Below are 18,310 nucleotides of genomic sequence, written 5' to 3'. Positions count from 1 at the left end.
TTTCATCGCAACCGCACTCAATACAGGGAGCACCCGCCATGCCGATCATCAATCCAGAACCGGTTTCCACCCCGGGCGATCTGCCGCAAACCGATCCCGCACCCGGCCTGCCTGGCACGCCGCCGCAGCCGGGCCTGCCGGTGCCGCCCGATCCGATCACGCCGCTCTCGCCTTCGCCGCACGTGCCAGGCAATCCGATCAGCCCCGGGCAATAAGCCGCTAGCCTTAAATATAAAAACCGCGCCAGTGCAGACTGAGCGCGGTTTTTTTTGCTCGGCGGGCCAGCCGGGCGCGCTCAGCCTTCGGGCGTATGTAAACGCTGGCGTAGGGCATAGATCGCCACCGCCGCCGCAGCAAAGCCTGAGGCGGCGCCTATGCCCAGGGACCAGCGTGGCCCGGCATGGTCCGCCACCCAGCCCACCACGGGCGCGCCAATGGGCGTACCACCCAGGGCAATCGCCAGCCGCAAAGCCATAACGCGACCACGCATGGCGGGCTCGGTGGATAACTGCATTAATGCATTGGTGCCGTTGGTAAAGGTCATGGCCGACACGCCGATCAACACCAGCGCCAGTGCAAACACCCAGTACGCCGGTGCCAGTGCGGCCAGCGTGCAACCCACGCCAAACAAGCCCGAGCCAATTAATAGAGCGCGGAAACTGGCCGTGCCGCGCCCAGCTGCCAGCAAAGCGCCCGAGAGGGTACCGATGGCCATCACCGACGACAGCAAACCGTAGCCGCGCGCATCGGTATGAAACACGCTCACTGCCATGGTCGAAATAAAGATTGGAAAATTGAGACCAAAGGTGCCGATCAGAAACAGCATCAGCAAGATTGCCTTCAGATCCGGTCGCGCCCAGACATATCGCAAGCCTTCGACAAAGCTGCCCTTGCTGCGCCGCGCCCGTGGATTGGGCCGCAACTCGCTTTGGCGCAGACAAGTCAGTGAGAGCAGCACGGCAAAGAAGCTGGCGCCATTAAGCAGAAACGCCCAGCCGGTTCCCACCGAAGCAATCACCATACCGGCGACCGCCGGGCCCACCATGCGGCCCGCATTAAATGAGGTGGAGTTCAGGCCGACCGCATTGGGCAAATCGGCATCGCCCACCAGTTCCGCCACGAAGGTCTGCCGCACCGGCGCATCAAACGCCGCGGTACACCCCGATAGAAAGGCAAACACATAAACGTGCCACAGTTGCACCACGCCGCTGACCGTCAACAGACCCAGCCCCAGCGCCAGCACACCCATGGTGGCCTGCGTCAGCATCAACAACTTGCGTTGCTGGTAGCGATCGGCTGCCGAGCCCGTCCAAGGCAACAGCAGCAATTGCGGCCCGAATTGCAGTGCCATCACCATGCCGACGGCCGAGGCGTTGTGATGCGTTAGCCGGGTCAGTACCAGCCAGTCTTGCGCGGTACGCTGCATCCAGGTGCCGATATTGGATACCAGTGCGCCAGCGGCCCAGACCCGGTAATTAAAAACCTTGAGCGAACGAAAAACGCCCGCATTCATTGCGCAGTCCGCTCGGCCGACCTGGGCAGATTTCCCCCGTGCAAAGGGCCGAAGGTGCGTGCGGCAAACAAGGCCATAGCCAGCATGCCCAAGCCCGCCGCCAACGCATCGCCCGTCACGCGCAAATCAAAAGCGCCGACCCGCATCAACAAACCATAAGCCACCAGCAGATTAAAAAATCCCCATAACACATTCACCGTCGACGACGACAAACCCTTACCCGAGGGCTGGGCAAATGGCGTCTGAAACGGCGCGCCCATCACGCCCGCAACCAGATGCGGCACGGCATTGCACAAGAATGCGCCGCCCCAGAAATACGCCAGCCAGTGCGCTGAAACAAGCGTCTGCATATTCAGTTTTCCCCTGTATCTAGAATTCGGCCAGGCGTTGCAGCAAGGCCACGGCAGCGGCCAGCGTGACTTGCTCGTCCGCCGTCAACTGAGCCTGCAAGGCACGCAACAACCAGTCTTCTTTGACAGCACGTGTGTGTTTTACCTTTTCGCGAAAAGCGTCAGTGAGCGCAATCAGCGTCTGCCGCGCATCGTTGGGGTCCGGCTGCCCCGCCACCGCCCCCAGCGTTTGCAAACCCGCTACCGTCACCCGCATCGATTGCGGGCGCACGCTCTCGGCCCGCGCCAGCGCACTCACCGTAGCGGGCCCATCGCGGTCCAGCCGTAACAAGACGGATTTCTGCGCATGGGTCAGATCACCTGGATCGGCTTGCTCGCGCAGGCGACGGATAAGCTTGGCCAGCGAGATGCGTAACTCGCCGGCCAGTTCAAGCAATTCGGGATGTCCGGAGTTGGGGATGGCTTCTGGCATGCGGCGGACAATAACATTAATACAGTTTAGCTGTACAGTTTGGCTGCATAGCTTGTGATCTGGAACCGGGCTAGCTACTGCATCCGCAGCAACGCCCGCGCCCCGCCGCCGGGTAGAACTTCACCGCTCGCTGCCCACTCTGCGCATCACGATTGACCGCGCATGCACATTGATGCACGATTGCACACGTTTATACCGGGAAACGTGCAAGCGCATGAACAACACAGAACGCAAAGATCGCTTTAGCAATGCCAGCTTTCCGGCGGATCGGCATCAGATTATCCGCGAGCGCCTGGCGCAGCAGGGTCGGGTGCTTGCGGCAGATCTGGCGCAAGAATTCGGCATCTCGGAAGACTCGGTGCGGCGCGATTTGCGCGAGCTGGCGGCGGCCGGTGCCTGTTTGCGCGTGTATGGCGGGGCAATTGCCATGGCAGCGGCCAATCGGCCGGTGCAAGAGCGCAGCAGTGAGCATGTCGGGCGCAAGCAGCAACTGGCGCGCGCGGCGGCGCGGCTGGCACAGGGCGGACAGCTGATTTTTCTGGATAGCGGCACCACCAATGTCGAAATCGCACGGCAATTGCCGGAAGACATTGGCTTGACGGTCGCCACCAATTCGCCCGCCGTCGCGGTCGCACTGACCGGGCGCGACGACATCAAGGTGGTGTTGATTGGCGGCAGTTTTGATCCGCATATCGGCGGCACGCTGGGCACGCAAGCCTCATCCGAGCTGCAGCGCATGCATCCCGATCTATGTTTTATGGGTATCTGCGCCATCGACGCCGAAGTCGGCATCGGCGCGGGCAATGCCGAAGACGCGGCGTTCAAGCGCCAGCTCGCCGCCAGTTGTGGCGCGCTGGTGGCGGTGGCAACCAATGAAAAGCTGGGCACCGGCGCGCCTTTTGCCATTGCCGACCTCGCCGATATCAACCATCTGGTGGTCGAACCCGACGCCGATGCCACGCAGTTAGCACGGCTGCGGGCGGCAGGGGTCGATGTAATCGTCGCTGGCTAATCCGTAGTACCGCACAACAACAAAACAATCTCACGCTGGAGTATTCGATGTCGTCGTCCACTGCTGCCTGGCAGCCTGCTTGCCGCGCTACACGCTTGATTTTTTTGATTATTGGCATCGCCAACGCCAGTTGGGCGGTGATGGTGCCCTACGCCAAATTGCGTTTGAATCTGGACGATGCCGTGCTCGGCTCCATTTTGTTGACGCTGGGCTGCGGCGCCATGCTGGCCATGCCTTTGACCAGCCGTCTGTTGCGGCACTGGGGTAGCGCGCAAGTGATACGCGCCGCCGGATTGGCGCTGTTGCTGGTCATCCCTGCACTGGTGCTGGCGCCCACGCCACTGTTGCTGGCAGTGACACTATTTATCTTTGGCGCCTTGATCGGCGTGCTTGACGTCTCGATCAACGATCAGGCCGTGGTGGTCGAAAACATGGCTGCCCGCCCCTTGATGTCGTCCTTCCATGGCTTGTTCTCGGTGGGCGGTCTGGTTGGTGGCGCGGCATTGGCAGCGTTACTGAAATCAGGCGTGTCTTTGTTGCTGTGTGCCGTGGTGGTCGGCGCGTTGTGCGCCGTGCTGTGCTTTACCCAGTTCAGCGCCTTGGTGCAGCACACCGAACGCCCGAGCGACCAGAAAAAATCGCATCTGGCTTTTAATAACGGCACGGTGTTATTGATCGGCGCGCTGTGTTTCTGCTCGTTTTTGACCGAAGGCGCCATGCTGGATTGGGGCGCGGTGTTTCTGCATTTTGAGCGCGGCGTAGAAGAAGCCTCGGCGGGCATTGGTTATGCCGCGTTCTCGGTGGCGATGGCCGCCGGCCGCTTGACCGGTGACCGCGTGGTACGCGCGCTTGGTCCGTTCAAGGTTGTGCTGTTTGGCGGGCTGACGGCCGCGCTTGGTATGGTGGTCATCGTCACCGCGCCGTGGACGTGGCTCAGCCTGGTCGGCTTTGTGCTGGTCGGCCTGGGCGCATCCAACGTGGTGCCCGTGTTGTTTGGCGCGGGGAGCCGCGTGCACGGGGTCGATGCGTCGGCCGCCTTGCCGACCATCGTGATGCTGGGCTACACCGGCATGCTGGCTGGCCCGGCGCTGGTCGGTTACATCGCCCGCGCCACCTCGCTGCCGCTGGCCTTTGGCGGCGTGGGTTTGCTGATGTTGTTTGTGGCACTCAATGCCGGACGCATGCGCCATACCGCGCACCCCGCCAGCAATCAGTCGCATCAGGCATAAGCCATCCTATCGCTGGCACCCGTTACGACGCGGGCCAGTGGCTGTGCCAGAATCAACGCGTTTGCTCCATAGGACATCGCAATGAATAGCTGGCGTGCGCTCAAATTAATCGTCCTTTGCTACGCTTTGCTGGCGTGCAGCCCGGTCTGGGCGGCCACGCCGGTTGCAACAGGCCAACACGCGGCGGTGGCGACAATATCCGAACCCGCCAGCCGCGCTGCCCTGCAGATTTTGCGCCAGGGCGGCAACGCCATTGACGCCGCCGTGGCCGCTGCCGCCGTGCTGGGTGTTACCGATCCATTCAGTTGCGGCATCGGCGGCGGCGGTTTTATGTTGATTTACTCGGCCAAAGAAAACCGCGTTATCAGCATCGACCACCGCGAAGCCGCGCCTGCCGCGTTTACGCCCCAGGTGTTTACCCGCGACGGCAAGGTTTTGCCATGGGCTGAAGCGGTGCCCAATGGCATCGCGGTCGGCGTCCCCGGCACCGTGCGCGGCTGGGACGAAGCCTTGCATCGTTATGGCAGCATGAAGTTAAGCCAGGTCTTGCAGCCCGCCATCCGCGTCGCGCAAGACGGCTTTGTGATCGGCGCCAATTTTCATCGCATCAATACGGAAAACGAAGCCAAATTCGCCCGCTTTAGCAGCACCAGCCAGCTTTATCTACACGCGGGCAAAGCGCTGCCACAAGGCAGCTTGTTTCGCAATCCCGCACTGGCACAGACCTATCGCCTGTTGGCGCAAGGCGGTGCCGACGCCTTCTACCACGGCGATCTGGCACAGGATGTGATCAAGACCGTTAACCAGCCTCCAGCCGCGCCTGGTGTCGAGGTCACCCCCGGCCAGATGAGCCTGGCCGACCTGGCAGACTACCAGGCCCGGCTGCGGCCGCCAGTGCATACGCGCTATCGCGGCTATGACGTGTACGGCATGGGCACTCCCAGCAGCGGCGGCATTGCCATTGCCGAGGCGCTGAACATCCTGCAGCAATTTGATATGGCGCATTTGCCCCGCGCCCAGGCCGAACATCTGTATCTGCAAGCATCGCGGCTGGCGTTTGCCGACCGTAATGCCTACGTGGCTGACCCGGAATATGTGGATGTGCCACAAGCGGGATTGCTGTCGCCCGCGTTTGCCAGACAACGCGCGGCCAGCATCGATATGCAAGCGGACCCGGGCAAGCTGGCGCAGGGCGACCCCTATCCGTTCCAGAACGATGCGTCTTATCCATTGCGCCCTGTCCGCGTTTCGGCCAGCCAGACTGAGCCCGCACACACCACGCATCTGACCGTCGCCGACGCGCAAGGCAATATCGTCGCCTACACCTTCACCATCGAAAGCTGGGGCGGTAGCGGCATGGTCGTACCCGGGCGCGGATTTTTGCTGAATAACGAAATGACGGATTTCGACTTTAGCGGGCCGTCGCCCAATATCCCGGAAGCGGGCAAGCGGCCGCGTTCCAGCATGAGCCCAACCTTGGTGTTCAAAGACGGCAAGCCTGCGTTTTCGATCGGTTCGCCCGGCGGCGCCACCATCATCACCACGGTCTTGCAGACCATCGTCAACCACCTTGATTTCGGCATGTCGCTGGCCGATGCCGTGGCCGCGCCGCGCATAAGCCAGCGCAATAACGACGTCACCGAGGTCGAAACGCTGTTGCAGTTTATCGGCAGCCCGCAACAGCGCGCGCTTGAACGGTATGGCTATCGCTGGAAAGCCGGGGACGAAATCGGGGCCGCCAACGGCTTGCAGTTCAACCTTGATGGCAGCATCACGGCCGTGAGCGAACCGTTACGGCATGGCGGCGGCGCGGCGCTGGCGTACTAGCGGCGCGGCGCCGGCGGAATGGTCTGCAGCGGCTACATCCGTGGAAAGCGTGCGCGTCTCACAGCCGTATCCGCTGCCGTCCGACGGCATGGGCGGCAGCGCGCGGGGATGATCAACTCCCAGACAACCGCACTGGATAACCGGTCGCCCTGCCCCGGCCCTCCGCCTGATCAGGCCAGACTGAACACAAGGCCATGAAGCCCGAAGAACCTCACCAAGCCCAAGCGCTGCTGCAACCTGGCCGCAATTGCTGGCAGATTGCCCAGGCCGACCGGGTCGCCGTTTTGATCGATGGCGACGCGTATTTCAGCGCCTTGCGCAGCGCCATCGCCAAGGCGCGGCACTCGGTATTTATCGTGGGCTGGGATATCGACAGCCGCTTGTGCCTGCAACCCAACGGCGCCAACGACGGCCTGCCCGAAGCGCTGGGGGATTTTTTGCGCGCGGTGCTGGCGCGGCAGCGCAGCTTGCATATCTATGTGTTGAACTGGGATTACACCCTGCTGTTTGCCATGGACCGCGAATGGCTCAGCTCGCTCAAACTCAGCTGGCAAGGCCAACGGCGGCTACATTTTCGCCTGGATGCGCATCCGGTACTGGGCGGCTCACATCATCAAAAAGTGGTGGTGATCGACGACCGGCTGGCCTTTGTCGGCGGCATCGATCTGACGCACAGCCGTTGGGATACGCCAGCGCATGATTGCGAGCACGAATTACGCTGCAACGCCGACGGCGCGCCCTATCAACCCTTCCATGACGTGCAGGCCATGTTTGATGGCCCGGCTTCGCGCATTGCCGCGCAACTGGTGCGCGAGCGTTGGCATAACGCAACCGGCGTGCGCGTGCCGCTCTGGCCAGAATCGCTCACCTCCGCCGACAACAACCCGTGGCCTGCCGATGTCGAGCCCGATTTCCAGCAGGTGCAACTGGCGGTTTCGCGCACCGAGCCACCCACCGATCAAAGCAACGGCGTGCAGGAAATTCGCCAGCTCTACGATGACGTCATCGCGCAGGCGCAACGCAGTCTCTATTTTGAAAACCAGTATTTCAGCTCTGGCGCCATCGCCGCCGAGCTGGCCGCGCGCCTGGCCACGGCAGATGCGCCCGATATCGTGGTGGTAAGCCGCCGCGTCAATAACGGCTGGCTGGAGCGCATTACGATGGGGGTGCAACGGGCCCGGGTGCATGCCTTGATGAAGCAAGCGGACCAGCATGATCACTACCGTCTGTATTCGCCCGAGATGCCCGGCCTGGAAGAAACCTGCATCAATGTGCACGCCAAGGTGGTGATCGCCGACGATGACTTTTTGAGCATCGGCTCGGCCAATATCAATAACCGCTCGATGGTGATGGATACCGAATGCAATATCGCCATTGAAGCGCGCGGCCGTGCCGATATCCGTGCCGGTATTGCACGCGTGCGGGCACGCCTGCTCAGCGAGCATCTGGCTTGCGAGCCGGAAGACGTGGCCGCCGCCATCGCCGAACATGGCCGCCTGATCCCCTCGATCGAAGCACTGCAAAAGCCAGGCCGTACGCTGGCCCCGCTGGATCCGGTGGCGCGCCCCGAAGACGAAGCGGTGGTGCCGGCTTTGTCCGTGCTCGACCCGGAACGCATCGTCCCCACCGATCAACTTGTGTCGCAACTGGTACCGCACGCAGCCAAACGGCCGTTGCGCAGCCGTTTGATGGTGATCGCTGGCGTGGCGCTGGTTTGCCTGGCGCTGGCCGCGCTCTGGCGCTGGACGCCGCTGGCGCAATACGTTGATCCGCAAGCCTTATCGCGCCTGGCCGCCCGCGTGCGGGATATGCCGCTGTCACCCCTGATCGTGATTGCGGCTTATGTGCTGGGCACGGTTTTGATGTTTCCGCATTCGGTGCTGGTCATCGCCACCGGCCTGGTATTCGGCCCTGCGTTGGGCATTGCTTATGCCCTGACAGGCACGGCTGCTTCGGCGGCGTTTACCTTCTGGATGGGCACATGGCTGCCGCGTGATGCATTGCGTCGCATCGCAGGCCAGCGTGCCAATCGGCTGTCGATGAAGCTGGCGCGGCGCGGCATTATCAGCGTGGCGTTGCTGCGGCAGATTCCGCTGGGGCCGGTGGTCATCGTCAATCTGATTTGCGGCGCCTCACACCTGAGCCTGCGTGATTTCATGATCGGCACCATGATAGGCATGACGCCCGGTTCCATTATTACCGTGCTGTTTGTGCACCACTTTGCCGAAGCCGTGCGCCACCCCAGCACCGGCACCTTTGGTGCGCTGATCGGGCTGGCTGCCTTGTTGATCGGTGTGGCCTTCTTTGCCAGCCGTTTGTTGCGCCGCGCGGGCGAACGCCAGGGCATGGAGCCGGCATGAACGCAAAAACTGAACGCCTCGATATGCAGCTTCAGGACGGCAATCCGGCTGACTCGCCCTGGCCGCTGACCATAGCCACTTATAACATCCATGGCGCGGTCGGCTACGACCGCCGCCGCTCGGCCCAGCGCGTGGCGGCGGTGCTGCGCCAGATCGATGCCGACGTGGTAGCGCTGCAAGAAGTGCCGATGGGGGACGAACACATCCCCGACATCCTGGCGGCCATTACCGACCTCACCGGCTACCAGGCCGTGGCCGGGCCGACCATCGACCATCAACATCGGCGCTACGGCAATGCCGTGCTGACGCGGCATCCCATCCGCGCGGTACGCAATGTCGACTTGTCGTTTGGCTCGGCCGAACCGCGCGGGGCGCTGGATGCGGATATCGAATGCCATGGTCATTTGCTGCGCGTGGTTGCTACCCATCTGGGCTTGCGCCCGGCCGAGCGGCGTAATCAAGTCAAACGTCTGCTGGAAACCTTCGATACCGACACCATGCCGGTGGTGTTGCTCGGTGATCTGAACGAATGGTTTGTCTGGGGCCGCCCCCTGCGCTGGCTCACCACGCGCTTTCAGAAAACCCCGTCCCCGCTCACCTTCCCTTCATTGCGCCCGGTATTTGCGCTCGACCGCATCTGGCTGCACCCCCGCGAACGCCTGGTGCGGGTCTGGGCGCATAACACCCGGCTGGCCCGCCAGGCTTCGGACCATTTGCCGCTGGTGGCGCATATCGGGCGTTAGGTTCACTGCGCTGGTGCGAGCGGAGGCAAGGCACGCACGGCTTGCAACAGCCAGTCTGCGGCGACGAGCAGGTCTTGCAGCAAGCGTGCGTACGCAGGCTGGCAGAGTGCAACAAACCAGCAAACTCGGCGGGAGCAGGCGGCTCTGATTTAAGGTTGCCCGTGCGCAGCAAGTTGTCGAGCGTCATGTTCGCTGCCGATCAGGGGCAGCAACGGCTGCGCCAGTAATCGGGTGGCAAAAGCGTTGCCGTTGCGTACGCGTCGTGTCCATTCGGCTTTGCTGTAAACGGTGAGATTGATCGGCCGCGACAAGGCTTGTGCGGCCCCCTCCAGCTGCGTGTACAAGTCGGCGTAGGTCAGCGTTTCGGAGATCACCAGCAGATCAACATCGCTACCCGCGTGCTCGTCACCGCGCGCTATCGAGCCGTAGATTAAAGCGATATCAATCTGGCCCGCTACCGGCAAAAGTGCCTGCCGCACAAGGTCAGAAACTCCGAAAGTTTTGCGTATCAGGCTAGCCATTTCCGCGTAAATCGGGCAGTCACGATTGGCCTGATAGTGACGTTGATTGCCCACGGTCGTGCTTGAAAGCAAACCGGCGCTGCTCATGCGCTTGAGTTCACGTTGCACCGATGCATTGCCGCCGCCGGCCAGCCGAATAAGCTCATTGGTATAAAAGCTGCGATCGGCGTTGCCAAAACAAAGCGCCAGCAGTTTTTGCTGGACGCGACTAAACAGAACGGCACCAAGCCCGGAAGAAATCGTACTCATAATGAGTATGATCATACTCGTTTTGAGTATGATTTTGCGCTGATGCTGCATTCGCTGCCGCTGGCGTGCGCCAGCCGCCTACAGCGGCCGCCCCGCACGGCGATTAGGCTGAGTGCTGTCTTGCTGTGTTTTCTCAGGAGCCTATATGTCTTCAACGCGCTGGATATTGCTTGCCAGCCTGTGCCTGGCCGCTACCGCCCAGGCGGGGCAGCGCTATCAATGGCAATGCGTGGACGCACAAGGCAAAGCAGCGCCAGGCAAAACCGTGGCGGAGGCGTTGCAGCCGCAGCAGATGCATTTCATTTTTTCGGATGGCGCGCCCGGTCGCAAACTGGTGGGCCAGCGTAGCGATGGCGTGTGTAGCAGTGCCACGCTGGTGCTGGGCGAGCAGAAATATGCCTGCGTGCCGTACAAGGCGGTCGATGGTCAAGGGCGCACCGGTAAAGCGCTGGATCGCAGTGCTTGTCACGGTGGAAATTGAGCATGGCGCACGCGCATATCGGTATTTCCGGCTGGCGGTATGAACCCTGGCGCAAAGTGTTTTATCCCGAGGAACTACGCCAGGCCGACGAACTGTTTTACGCGTCGCGCGCTTTATCCAGCATCGAAATCAATGGCTCGTTTTATGCCCTGCAAACGCCGGAGCGCTACGCCGATTGGTACAATGCCACGCCGCCCGATTTTATTTTCAGCCTGAAGGCCCCGCGCTTTATTACCCATATCCGCCGCCTGCGCGATATTGATGGACCGCTGGCCAATTTCTTTGCCTCGGGCGTGTTCGAGTTAAAAGAAAAACTCGGCCCGATGTTATGGCAGTTTCCACCTTCTTTTCGCTTCGACGCCGATCTGTTTGAGCGCTTTCTGGACCGCTTGCCGCGTGATCTGAACGCCGCCGCCCGGATTGCCGAGAAACACGATAGCCATCTGCGCACCAAAGCCGATCTGGCGGTGCCGCATAACCATCGCATGCGGCATGCGGTGGAAATCCGGCACGAATCATTTGCCACGCCCGACTTTATTGCCCTGCTGCGTAAATATCATGTGGCTTTGGTGGTTGCCGATACCGCTGGCAAATGGCCGCATCTGGAAGATCTGTCTGCCCCGTTTGTGTATGTGCGATTGCACGGCGCCGAGAAACTCTATGCCAGCGGCTATACCGACGCGGCGCTGGATGATTGGGCCGCCCGCATCAAAGCGTGGATGGGCGGACACACAGCGCTGGATGGTCCGCGGGTGGCTGAACCGGCGGCTGCAACTGCGCGAGAAGTTTTTTGCTACTTTGATAACGACATCAAGGTACGCGCGCCGTTTGATGCGCAGCGACTGATGCAACGGCTGGGTCAACCCGTACGGCAAGCCGCTGGCGCGCCGCTACCGCCCGAGAAATAAATCCCCGCCAGCGGCAAGTGTCAGCCATACACCGATACGCAAGCCGCCTTGCCTGCCGCAGCATGGCCTTCAATCCGCTGTCTTTTCCAATTCAAACCGTCTTGAGGACCTGTCATGTCCGATTCGTATCTGTGGTGGCAAAAAGGGGTGGTCTACCAGATTTATCCGCGCTCGTTTCAGGATAGCAACGGCGATGGCGTGGGCGATCTGAACGGCATACGCCAGCGGCTGGATTATCTGCAATCGCTGGGTGTTGATGCGATCTGGTTGTCGCCGATTTATCCATCACCGATGGCCGATTTCGGCTATGACATTTCGGATTACATCGATATCGATCCGGTGTTTGGCACGCTGGCCGAATTCGACGCTTTGCTGGCGGATATCCATGGCCGCGGCATGAAGTTATTGCTCGACTTTGTGCCTAACCACACCTCGGACCAACACGCCTGGTTTAAAGAGTCACGCCAGTCGCGTATCAATCCCAAGGCTGACTGGTATATCTGGAAAGACCCGGCTGCCGATGGCGGTCCGCCCAATAACTGGCTGTCCAGTTTTGGCGGCAGTGGCTGGCAATTCGATGACGTGCGCAAGCAGTACTACTATCACGCGTTTTTAAAAGAGCAGCCTGATCTGAACTGGCGTAATCCGGCAGTGCAGGATGCCATGCTGGATGTCATGCGTTTCTGGCTGGATCGCGGCGTGGATGGCTTTCGCATTGATGTGATCTGGCATCTGATCAAGGACGAGGATTTCCGCGCCAATCCGCCCAATCCTGATTACGACCCCAATACCGGCGAGCAAAACAAACTGCTCAGCACCTATACCACCGACCGGCCCGAAGTCCATCAGGTGATCGGCCGCATGCGCAAACTGCTGGATGAATATCACGAGCGCATGATGGTGGGCGAAATTTATCTGCCGGTACAAAAGCTGGTGACCTATTACGGCACGGGCGGCGATGGCGTTAATTTGCCGTTTAATTTCCAGCTGATTACCTTGCCGTGGAATGCCAGCGTAATCCGCAATGCGGTGGACAGCTATGAGGCCGCCCTGCCCGATCATGGCTGGCCCAACTGGGTGCTGGGCAATCACGACAATCATCGTTTGCTCACGCGCATCGGCGCAGCCCAGGCGCGCGTGGCAGCGATGCTGCTGCTGACGTTGCGCGGCACGCCCACCATGTATTACGGCGACGAAATCGGCATGCATGACATCGACGTGCCGCCCGAACTGGTGCAAGACCCGTTCGAGAAAAAACAACCGGGCATAGGCTTGGGGCGTGATCCGGAACGCAGCCCCATGCAATGGGACGCCAGCCCCAACGCCGGCTTCAGCACGGGCCGACCGTGGCTGCCGGTGCCGCCGGATGCCCCAACCAATAACGTCGCCGCGCTCGAAACGCAAAATGATTCGATGCTGGTGTTCTATCGCCGCTTGCTGGCGTTGCGGCGCCAGGAGCCTGCGTTGGCCGTCGGCTCGTACCATGACTTTGGCACGCCCGCCGAGGTCTTTGGCTATACCCGCAGTTTTGAGGGACGGCGCCTGCTGGTGCTGCTTAACTTTGGCGGATCGCCGCAGCCGGTCGAGCACGGCCACCTGCTGCATGGCGAAGTTTTGCTGTCGACTTTGCTGGAACGCGTGGGCAGCCAGGCCAATGGCGATTTCACTTTGCAGCCGCACGAGGGCGTGGTGATTTTGCTGGCTGATCGATAAATCAGGGGCTTAGCGATTTTTTAAGAAATATTCGAGCGAGAGTGTTGACACAAAAAGGGGCATTGACCATAATGCGCCTCTCTCGCAGCCAAGCAACAACGGCAGCGAAGCCCAGGTGGCGGAATTGGTAGACGCACTAGGTTCAGGTCCTAGCGCTCGCAAGGGCGTGGAAGTTCGAGTCTTCTCTTGGGCACCAACAGTTTTAATGAAAAAACCCGCTTCGGCGGGTTTTTTCATTTCCGGCGTTAACGCAGTCCCCTGCGCTGAAATCCGGACCCACAGCCCCAGAAGTTGCATGAGTTTAATCATGCAATTTCGGGGCTATTTTTGTTTGCGCGCCCGCCCCGGCCTCAGGGCGTCAGCACCACCTTGCGGCAATCCTCTTTCTTCTCATTAAAAATTTCATAGCCTCGCGCCGCTTCCGCCAGCGGCAAACGGTGCGAGATGATCACGTCCGGATGCAGCTTGCCTTCCTGAATAGCCTGCAGCAGCTCGGGCATATAACGCTGCGTGTGCGTCTGGCCCATCTTAAACGTCAGACCCTTGTCGAACGCATCGCCAAACATAAAGCCGTGGATAAAACCGGCGTACACGCCCGGCACGCTGATCACACCGCCACGGCGCGTGGCGGCAATGGCCTGGCGCAATGCCACGCCGCTGGCGCCTTCCAGCTTCAGATTGGCCAGCGTGGTTTCCAGCAAGCTGCCTTTGGCCTCAAAACCGATGGCGTCGATGCTGGCATCCACGCCACGGTAATCGGTGGCTTCGATCATCAGTGCAGCCGGGTCATCCACCTCATCAAAGTTGATGGTTTCAACGCCGTAGGTGGCACGCGCAAACGCCAGCCGGTACGCATGATGGTCAATCATGAAGATGCGTTCCGCGCCTTGCATGCGCGCGCAGGCGGCGGCCATCAGGCCCACCGGGCCTGCGCCAAAAATCGCCACGGTTGATCCCGGCCCCACTTCGGCATTCAGTACTGCCTGGTAACCGGTGGGCAGGATGTCGGACAAGAACAGCACTTGCTCATCGGCCAGCCCTGCGGGCAACACCAGCGGGCCCACATTGGCGCGCGGCACCCGCACCAGCTCGGCCTGGCCACCGGCGTAACCGCCATACAGATGGGTGTAGCCAAACATGCCGGAACCGCTGCGAATCGACTTTTTGTTCATGATGGTGCCGCGCGACGGATTGGTGGTTTCGCAGGCGGCGTACATGGCTTTCTCGCAAAAGAAGCAGTGGCCGCAGGCGATGGTAAACGGCACCACCACCCGATCGCCGCGTTTGACTTTGGTCACACCGGGGCCAACGTCCTCGACGATGCCCATGAATTCATGGCCCAGGATATCGCCCGCCTCCATACCCGGGACCTTGCCGCGAAACAAGTGCAGATCCGAACCGCAAATGGCGGTGGCAGTCACCCGCAGGATGATGTCATCCGGGTCTTGCAGGATGGGATCGGGATGGGTATCGACACTTACATGATGGGCTTTGTGATAAGTCAGGGCGCGCATGGCAGGGCTCCTCGGGACGGGATCGTCGCTAAGCCCAGTGTGCGCAAGCTGGCCGGGCTTGGGTGTATGCGGCGCACGTAATGTGCTGTGGGAGCGAATGCGGTGCCACCACCGTACGCGCCGACGGCCTGCCAGACGAGCACGCCAGCCCGCGTGTCAGGGGCGCTCCGCTGGTCCTGACACTGACACCGTCTGTCAACCAATGTATCACCGCGTAGCTACGCCAAGCCGCATGTTTGCTGGAAGCGGGTCTGGTGGCGGGCGGTGACTGCGTAGTCGTGTATCCACTTGTTGACTATGATCGGCCCACGCGCGCCTACGAGCGCGCGCGCAGTTCAACTAAAGAAAGACAAGAAACCTATCGGAGGATGTACCCATGAAATCGAAGTCTCGCCTGTTCGGGCGCGGCAAGCTGGCGCTCGCCGCTTTGCCGGCTGCCTTTGCCGCCCTGTCCGCATTTGCTTACCCCACCTGGGTAGACGGCGGCACCTATAGCGCTGGCACCGTGGTGTTTTATAACGGCCACGATTATCAAGCGCTGGTTACGCAAACCGATTATGTGGGCGCCAACTGGAACCCGGCCGCCACGCCCAGCCTGTGGAAAGATCTGGGCGTAGATAGCAGCGCCACGCCGACCCCGGCACCGACGCCCGCACCGACACCCGCCCCCACCCCGGCACCTACCCCGAAACCGACGCCAGCACCCACGCCCGTTGCCACCCCCGCCCCGACGCCAGCGCCCACACCCGCGCCGACCCCGGCGGCAGGCTGCTACGCCACATGGAGCGCCACCACCGCCTATAACGGCGGCGCGACCGTGAGTTACAACGGCGTTAACTACAAAGCCAACTGGTGGACGCAAGGCAACAATCCGTCCACCGCCAGTGGCCCGGTCGGCAGCGGCCAACCGTGGACCGTGGTCGGCACCTGCGGCGGCACCGCACCAACCCCGACGCCAGCGCCCACGCCCGCTCCGACCCCGGCACCCACTCCAGCCCCGACCCCGGCACCGACGCCAGCACCGACACCCGCACCAACCCCGGCACCCACGCCCACGCCGACCCCGGCTCCAACGCCGACCGGCAGCCTGCCCAAGCATGTGCTGGTGGGCTACTGGCAGAACTTTGATAACGGCGCAGCGGTGCAAACGCTGGCGCAGGTGCCGACCAGCTACAACGTGGTCGAAGTGGCCTTTGCCGATGCCGATCCGGCCAACGATGGCGGTCTGCTGTTCAATATCGATTCGGGCTTGTCCAAGGCCGTGTCTGGCGGTTACACCAACGCGCAATTTGCCAATGACATCAAAACGCTGCACAGCCAGGGGCGCTTTGTGATTCTGTCGGTGGGCGGCCAGAACGGCAGCATCACCCTGGGCAACAGCACGGCCGTCACCAACTTTGTGAACAGTGCCTATGCCCTGATCCAGCAATACGGCTTTGACGGCATCGATATCGATCTGGAAAACGCCATCAACGTGGCCAATCTGGAAAGCGCATTGCGCCAACTCAGCGCCAAAGTCGGGCCGAACCTGATCATCACCATGGCACCGCAGACCATCGACATGCTGCCCAACATTCCGGGCGCTGGCGCCTATCTGCAAGTAGCGCGTGACCTGGGCAGCATCATTACCATGGTCAACACGCAGTACTACAACTCGGGTTCGATGCCCGGTCGCGACGGCAAGAACTACAACCAGGGCACGGTGGACTTTATTACCGCGCAGGCCGACACCGTGTTGCAGTATCTGCAGCCGGGCCAGGTGGGTCTGGGCTTGCCGGCTTCGGCTTCGGGCGCGGGTAGCGGCTATGTCGATCCGTCCGTGGTCAATAACGCCGTGGATTGCCTGACCCAGGGCACGCATTGCGGCAGCTATATACCGGTTGCCAAATACCCCGGTCTGCGTGGCGTAATGGATTGGTCGACCAACTGGGACGCCAGCAATAACAACAACTTTGCCAATACGGTGGCACCGCATCTGAAGACGCTGCCGTAATTCGACTTGAGGCAAAGCCACGCAAAACGCCCCGGCATGGTCGGGGCGTTTTTTATGCGCTGGTGCTCGCCCTCAGTGCGGGCGGCGCGCTGCAATAAACTGGCCCGGCAAGGGATAGCCCGCCTCTTTGCGGATGACGGCATCGAGCATGTCTTCAATCACAAATCCCTGTTCGCGCAATAGCGCCGCCAGCCAGGCCGGACTGTGGCTGTAGCGGCCGCTGGTATTCAGGCGGTAATGCAGGCCAGGATCGTCCAGTCGCTCGGTGGAGCACAGCAATATGCCACCCGGCTGCAAACGCGCATGGATCAGCGCCAGCACCGGTGCAAGCTGGCCGATATAAGTCAGCGTATCCATGCAACTGATCAAGGCGTAATGCGACGGCTCCGCGAGCAAAAAGGCGCTGAGTTCGGCGTGATGCAAGTGCTGATAAATGCCGCGTTCAGCGGCGTGATCGAGCATGCGCTGGCTCAGATCAACGCCCACCAGCGTCTCCACAAACGGCCGCAGCACCTGCCCCACCAGGCCCGTGCCGCAGCCAAGATCAAGCGCGTTGGCAAAGCATTGCTGATGCTGCTGCAACCAGGCTTCAACCAGACGCGGGCCGCTGTATTCCAGCCGCGTCAGAATCGAATCAAAGCTGGCGGCAAAGGCATCGAACACCTGTTCGACATAGGTCTCGCTACATTGCTCAGGCGCCGCCTGGCCCTGATAGGCCACCAGCAAATGGGCGGCCTCTGCATTGGCGGGATCGTCGCGTTGCCATTGTTGCAACACGGCGATGGCCGCGGCCGGATCACCCAGCGCATGCCAGGCCTGGGCCAGCATGATGCGCGAGGGTGCTTTATCCGGGTCCGCGACGATGCCGCGATGATTGAAGTGGCGCGCTTCGTCATAGCGTTGCTGTTTCAGCAACAGGGCCGAGAGCAAATAGAAGGCATCAGGGCAAGCGGGATCAAGCTGCGCCGCCTTGTGATAACACTGCTCGGCGCGCAGCCATTCCTGTTGCGTCTCAAACGCCGCGCCCAGATTGGTCCAGTAAAAATACGGCGCTGGATCCAGCGCCAATGCCTGGCAGAATGCGTCGATGGCGGCGTCGGTGCGCCCTAGCCGCGCCAGCACGATGCCGTGATTGAAATGCCATTCGGCGTGACGATCATCCAGTTGCAAAGCCAGCCGCAGTGCGGCGTCGGCCTCGGCGAGGCGATCGGACTGCTGCAGCAGGAAACCCAGGTAATGCTGGCCGGCGGCATGGCCCGGTTGCTGCGCCAGCAAGGCGCGGTAGTCGGCCTCGGCCGCGGCAACGTCACCGGCCAGATGCTTGCGCACGGCGGCCAGATATAAAGGATGTTCGGACGCGGGCTGGGTCATGGGCGGGCTCGTGGCGGCGGCGGGGTCGGCATGCCCTGCACTATCGGATGAAAC

16 protein-coding genes and 1 tRNA gene are annotated in these 18,310 nt (G+C 61.4%); 11 read left to right on the top strand and 6 right to left on the bottom strand.

The features are described 5' to 3' along the window. Positions 1-38: 38 nt before the first annotated feature. Entirely contained in the window at positions 39-215 is a 177-nt protein-coding gene (locus ACYQ1A_RS05285; RefSeq protein WP_499360800.1) for a hypothetical protein, read from the top strand. Positions 216-295: 80 nt separating this feature from the next. Here the strand turns inward: ACYQ1A_RS05285 and ACYQ1A_RS05280 are convergent, their stop codons facing one another. The 3 genes from ACYQ1A_RS05280 to ACYQ1A_RS05270 are packed head-to-tail and all read right to left on the bottom strand — an operon-like array spanning position 296 to position 2,335. Further along, entirely contained in the window at positions 296-1,513 is a 1,218-nt protein-coding gene (locus ACYQ1A_RS05280) for an MFS transporter (RefSeq protein ID WP_499360797.1), read from the bottom strand. Continuing rightward, positions 1,510-1,863 carry a hypothetical protein gene (locus ACYQ1A_RS05275; RefSeq protein WP_499360795.1) on the bottom strand — a complete coding sequence of 118 codons (354 nt, stop codon included), beginning with the start codon at positions 1,861-1,863 and terminating at the stop codon, positions 1,510-1,512. Before ACYQ1A_RS05275 ends, ACYQ1A_RS05280 begins: the two co-directional genes overlap by 4 nt. A gap of 19 nt (positions 1,864-1,882) precedes the next feature. Next, positions 1,883-2,335 (bottom strand): MarR family winged helix-turn-helix transcriptional regulator, encoded by a 453-nt coding sequence (locus tag ACYQ1A_RS05270; RefSeq protein ID WP_499360794.1) that lies wholly within the window; start codon positions 2,333-2,335, stop codon positions 1,883-1,885. 214 nt (positions 2,336-2,549) lie between these two features. Here ACYQ1A_RS05270 and ACYQ1A_RS05265 point away from each other — a divergent pair, with 214 nt between their 5' ends. From ACYQ1A_RS05265 to ACYQ1A_RS05245, 5 genes are all read left to right on the top strand, one after another. After that, the gene (locus ACYQ1A_RS05265; RefSeq protein ID WP_499360792.1) at positions 2,550-3,347 is read left to right on the top strand and encodes a DeoR/GlpR family DNA-binding transcription regulator; all 798 of its coding nucleotides are present in this window, start codon (positions 2,550-2,552) and stop codon (positions 3,345-3,347) included. Positions 3,348-3,394: 47 nt separating this feature from the next. Beyond that, positions 3,395-4,576, top strand: coding sequence for an MFS transporter (locus ACYQ1A_RS05260; protein ID WP_499360791.1), 1,182 nt, complete (start codon positions 3,395-3,397; stop codon positions 4,574-4,576). Between the two features lie 81 nt (positions 4,577-4,657). Further along, positions 4,658-6,403 carry a gamma-glutamyltransferase gene (ggt, locus tag ACYQ1A_RS05255; RefSeq protein WP_499360790.1) on the top strand — a complete coding sequence of 582 codons (1,746 nt, stop codon included), beginning with the start codon at positions 4,658-4,660 and terminating at the stop codon, positions 6,401-6,403. A 194-nt stretch (positions 6,404-6,597) separates the two neighbouring features. Next, positions 6,598-8,763 (top strand): VTT domain-containing protein, encoded by a 2,166-nt coding sequence (locus ACYQ1A_RS05250; RefSeq protein ID WP_499360788.1) that lies wholly within the window; start codon positions 6,598-6,600, stop codon positions 8,761-8,763. Beyond that, positions 8,760-9,506, top strand: coding sequence for an endonuclease/exonuclease/phosphatase family protein (locus tag ACYQ1A_RS05245; protein WP_499360787.1), 747 nt, complete (start codon positions 8,760-8,762; stop codon positions 9,504-9,506). The genes ACYQ1A_RS05250 and ACYQ1A_RS05245 overlap by 4 nt, the downstream gene beginning before the upstream one ends. 149 nt (positions 9,507-9,655) lie before the next feature. Here the strand turns inward: ACYQ1A_RS05245 and ACYQ1A_RS05240 are convergent, their stop codons facing one another. Continuing rightward, positions 9,656-10,291 carry a nucleotidyltransferase domain-containing protein gene (locus ACYQ1A_RS05240; protein ID WP_499360785.1) on the bottom strand — a complete coding sequence of 212 codons (636 nt, stop codon included), beginning with the start codon at positions 10,289-10,291 and terminating at the stop codon, positions 9,656-9,658. Positions 10,292-10,421: 130 nt separating this feature from the next. On the opposite strand from ACYQ1A_RS05240, the gene ACYQ1A_RS05235 reads away from it, so the two are divergent. The 4 genes from ACYQ1A_RS05235 (at position 10,422) to ACYQ1A_RS05220 (ending at position 13,574) form a co-directional block, all read left to right on the top strand. After that, positions 10,422-10,757: a hypothetical protein gene (locus ACYQ1A_RS05235; RefSeq protein WP_499360783.1), complete on the top strand. Its 336-nt coding sequence runs from the start codon at positions 10,422-10,424 to the stop codon at positions 10,755-10,757. Between the two features lie 2 nt (positions 10,758-10,759). After that, positions 10,760-11,665 carry a DUF72 domain-containing protein gene (locus ACYQ1A_RS05230; protein ID WP_499360781.1) on the top strand — a complete coding sequence of 302 codons (906 nt, stop codon included), beginning with the start codon at positions 10,760-10,762 and terminating at the stop codon, positions 11,663-11,665. A gap of 114 nt (positions 11,666-11,779) precedes the next feature. Further along, positions 11,780-13,378, top strand: coding sequence for an alpha-amylase family glycosyl hydrolase (locus ACYQ1A_RS05225; protein ID WP_499360779.1), 1,599 nt, complete (start codon positions 11,780-11,782; stop codon positions 13,376-13,378). Positions 13,379-13,487: 109 nt separating this feature from the next. Beyond that, positions 13,488-13,574 (top strand) — tRNA-Leu (locus ACYQ1A_RS05220). Between the two features lie 154 nt (positions 13,575-13,728). Here ACYQ1A_RS05220 and ACYQ1A_RS05215 read toward each other — a convergent pair. Beyond that, complete coding sequence (locus tag ACYQ1A_RS05215; RefSeq protein WP_499360777.1) at positions 13,729-14,892, bottom strand: zinc-dependent alcohol dehydrogenase; 1,164 nt, start codon at positions 14,890-14,892, stop codon at positions 13,729-13,731. 376 nt (positions 14,893-15,268) lie between these two features. Between ACYQ1A_RS05215 and ACYQ1A_RS05210 the strand changes: the two genes are divergently transcribed. After that, positions 15,269-16,885 carry a chitinase gene (locus ACYQ1A_RS05210; protein WP_499360776.1) on the top strand — a complete coding sequence of 539 codons (1,617 nt, stop codon included), beginning with the start codon at positions 15,269-15,271 and terminating at the stop codon, positions 16,883-16,885. A gap of 72 nt (positions 16,886-16,957) precedes the next feature. Here the strand turns inward: ACYQ1A_RS05210 and ACYQ1A_RS05205 are convergent, their stop codons facing one another. Beyond that, entirely contained in the window at positions 16,958-18,256 is a 1,299-nt protein-coding gene (locus tag ACYQ1A_RS05205) for a methyltransferase domain-containing protein (RefSeq protein WP_499360774.1), read from the bottom strand. Positions 18,257-18,310 lie beyond the last annotated feature (54 nt).

Source organism: Silvimonas sp. JCM 19000, from assembly GCF_054652575.1.
This window is presented reverse-complemented; position numbering and strand designations above follow the sequence as displayed.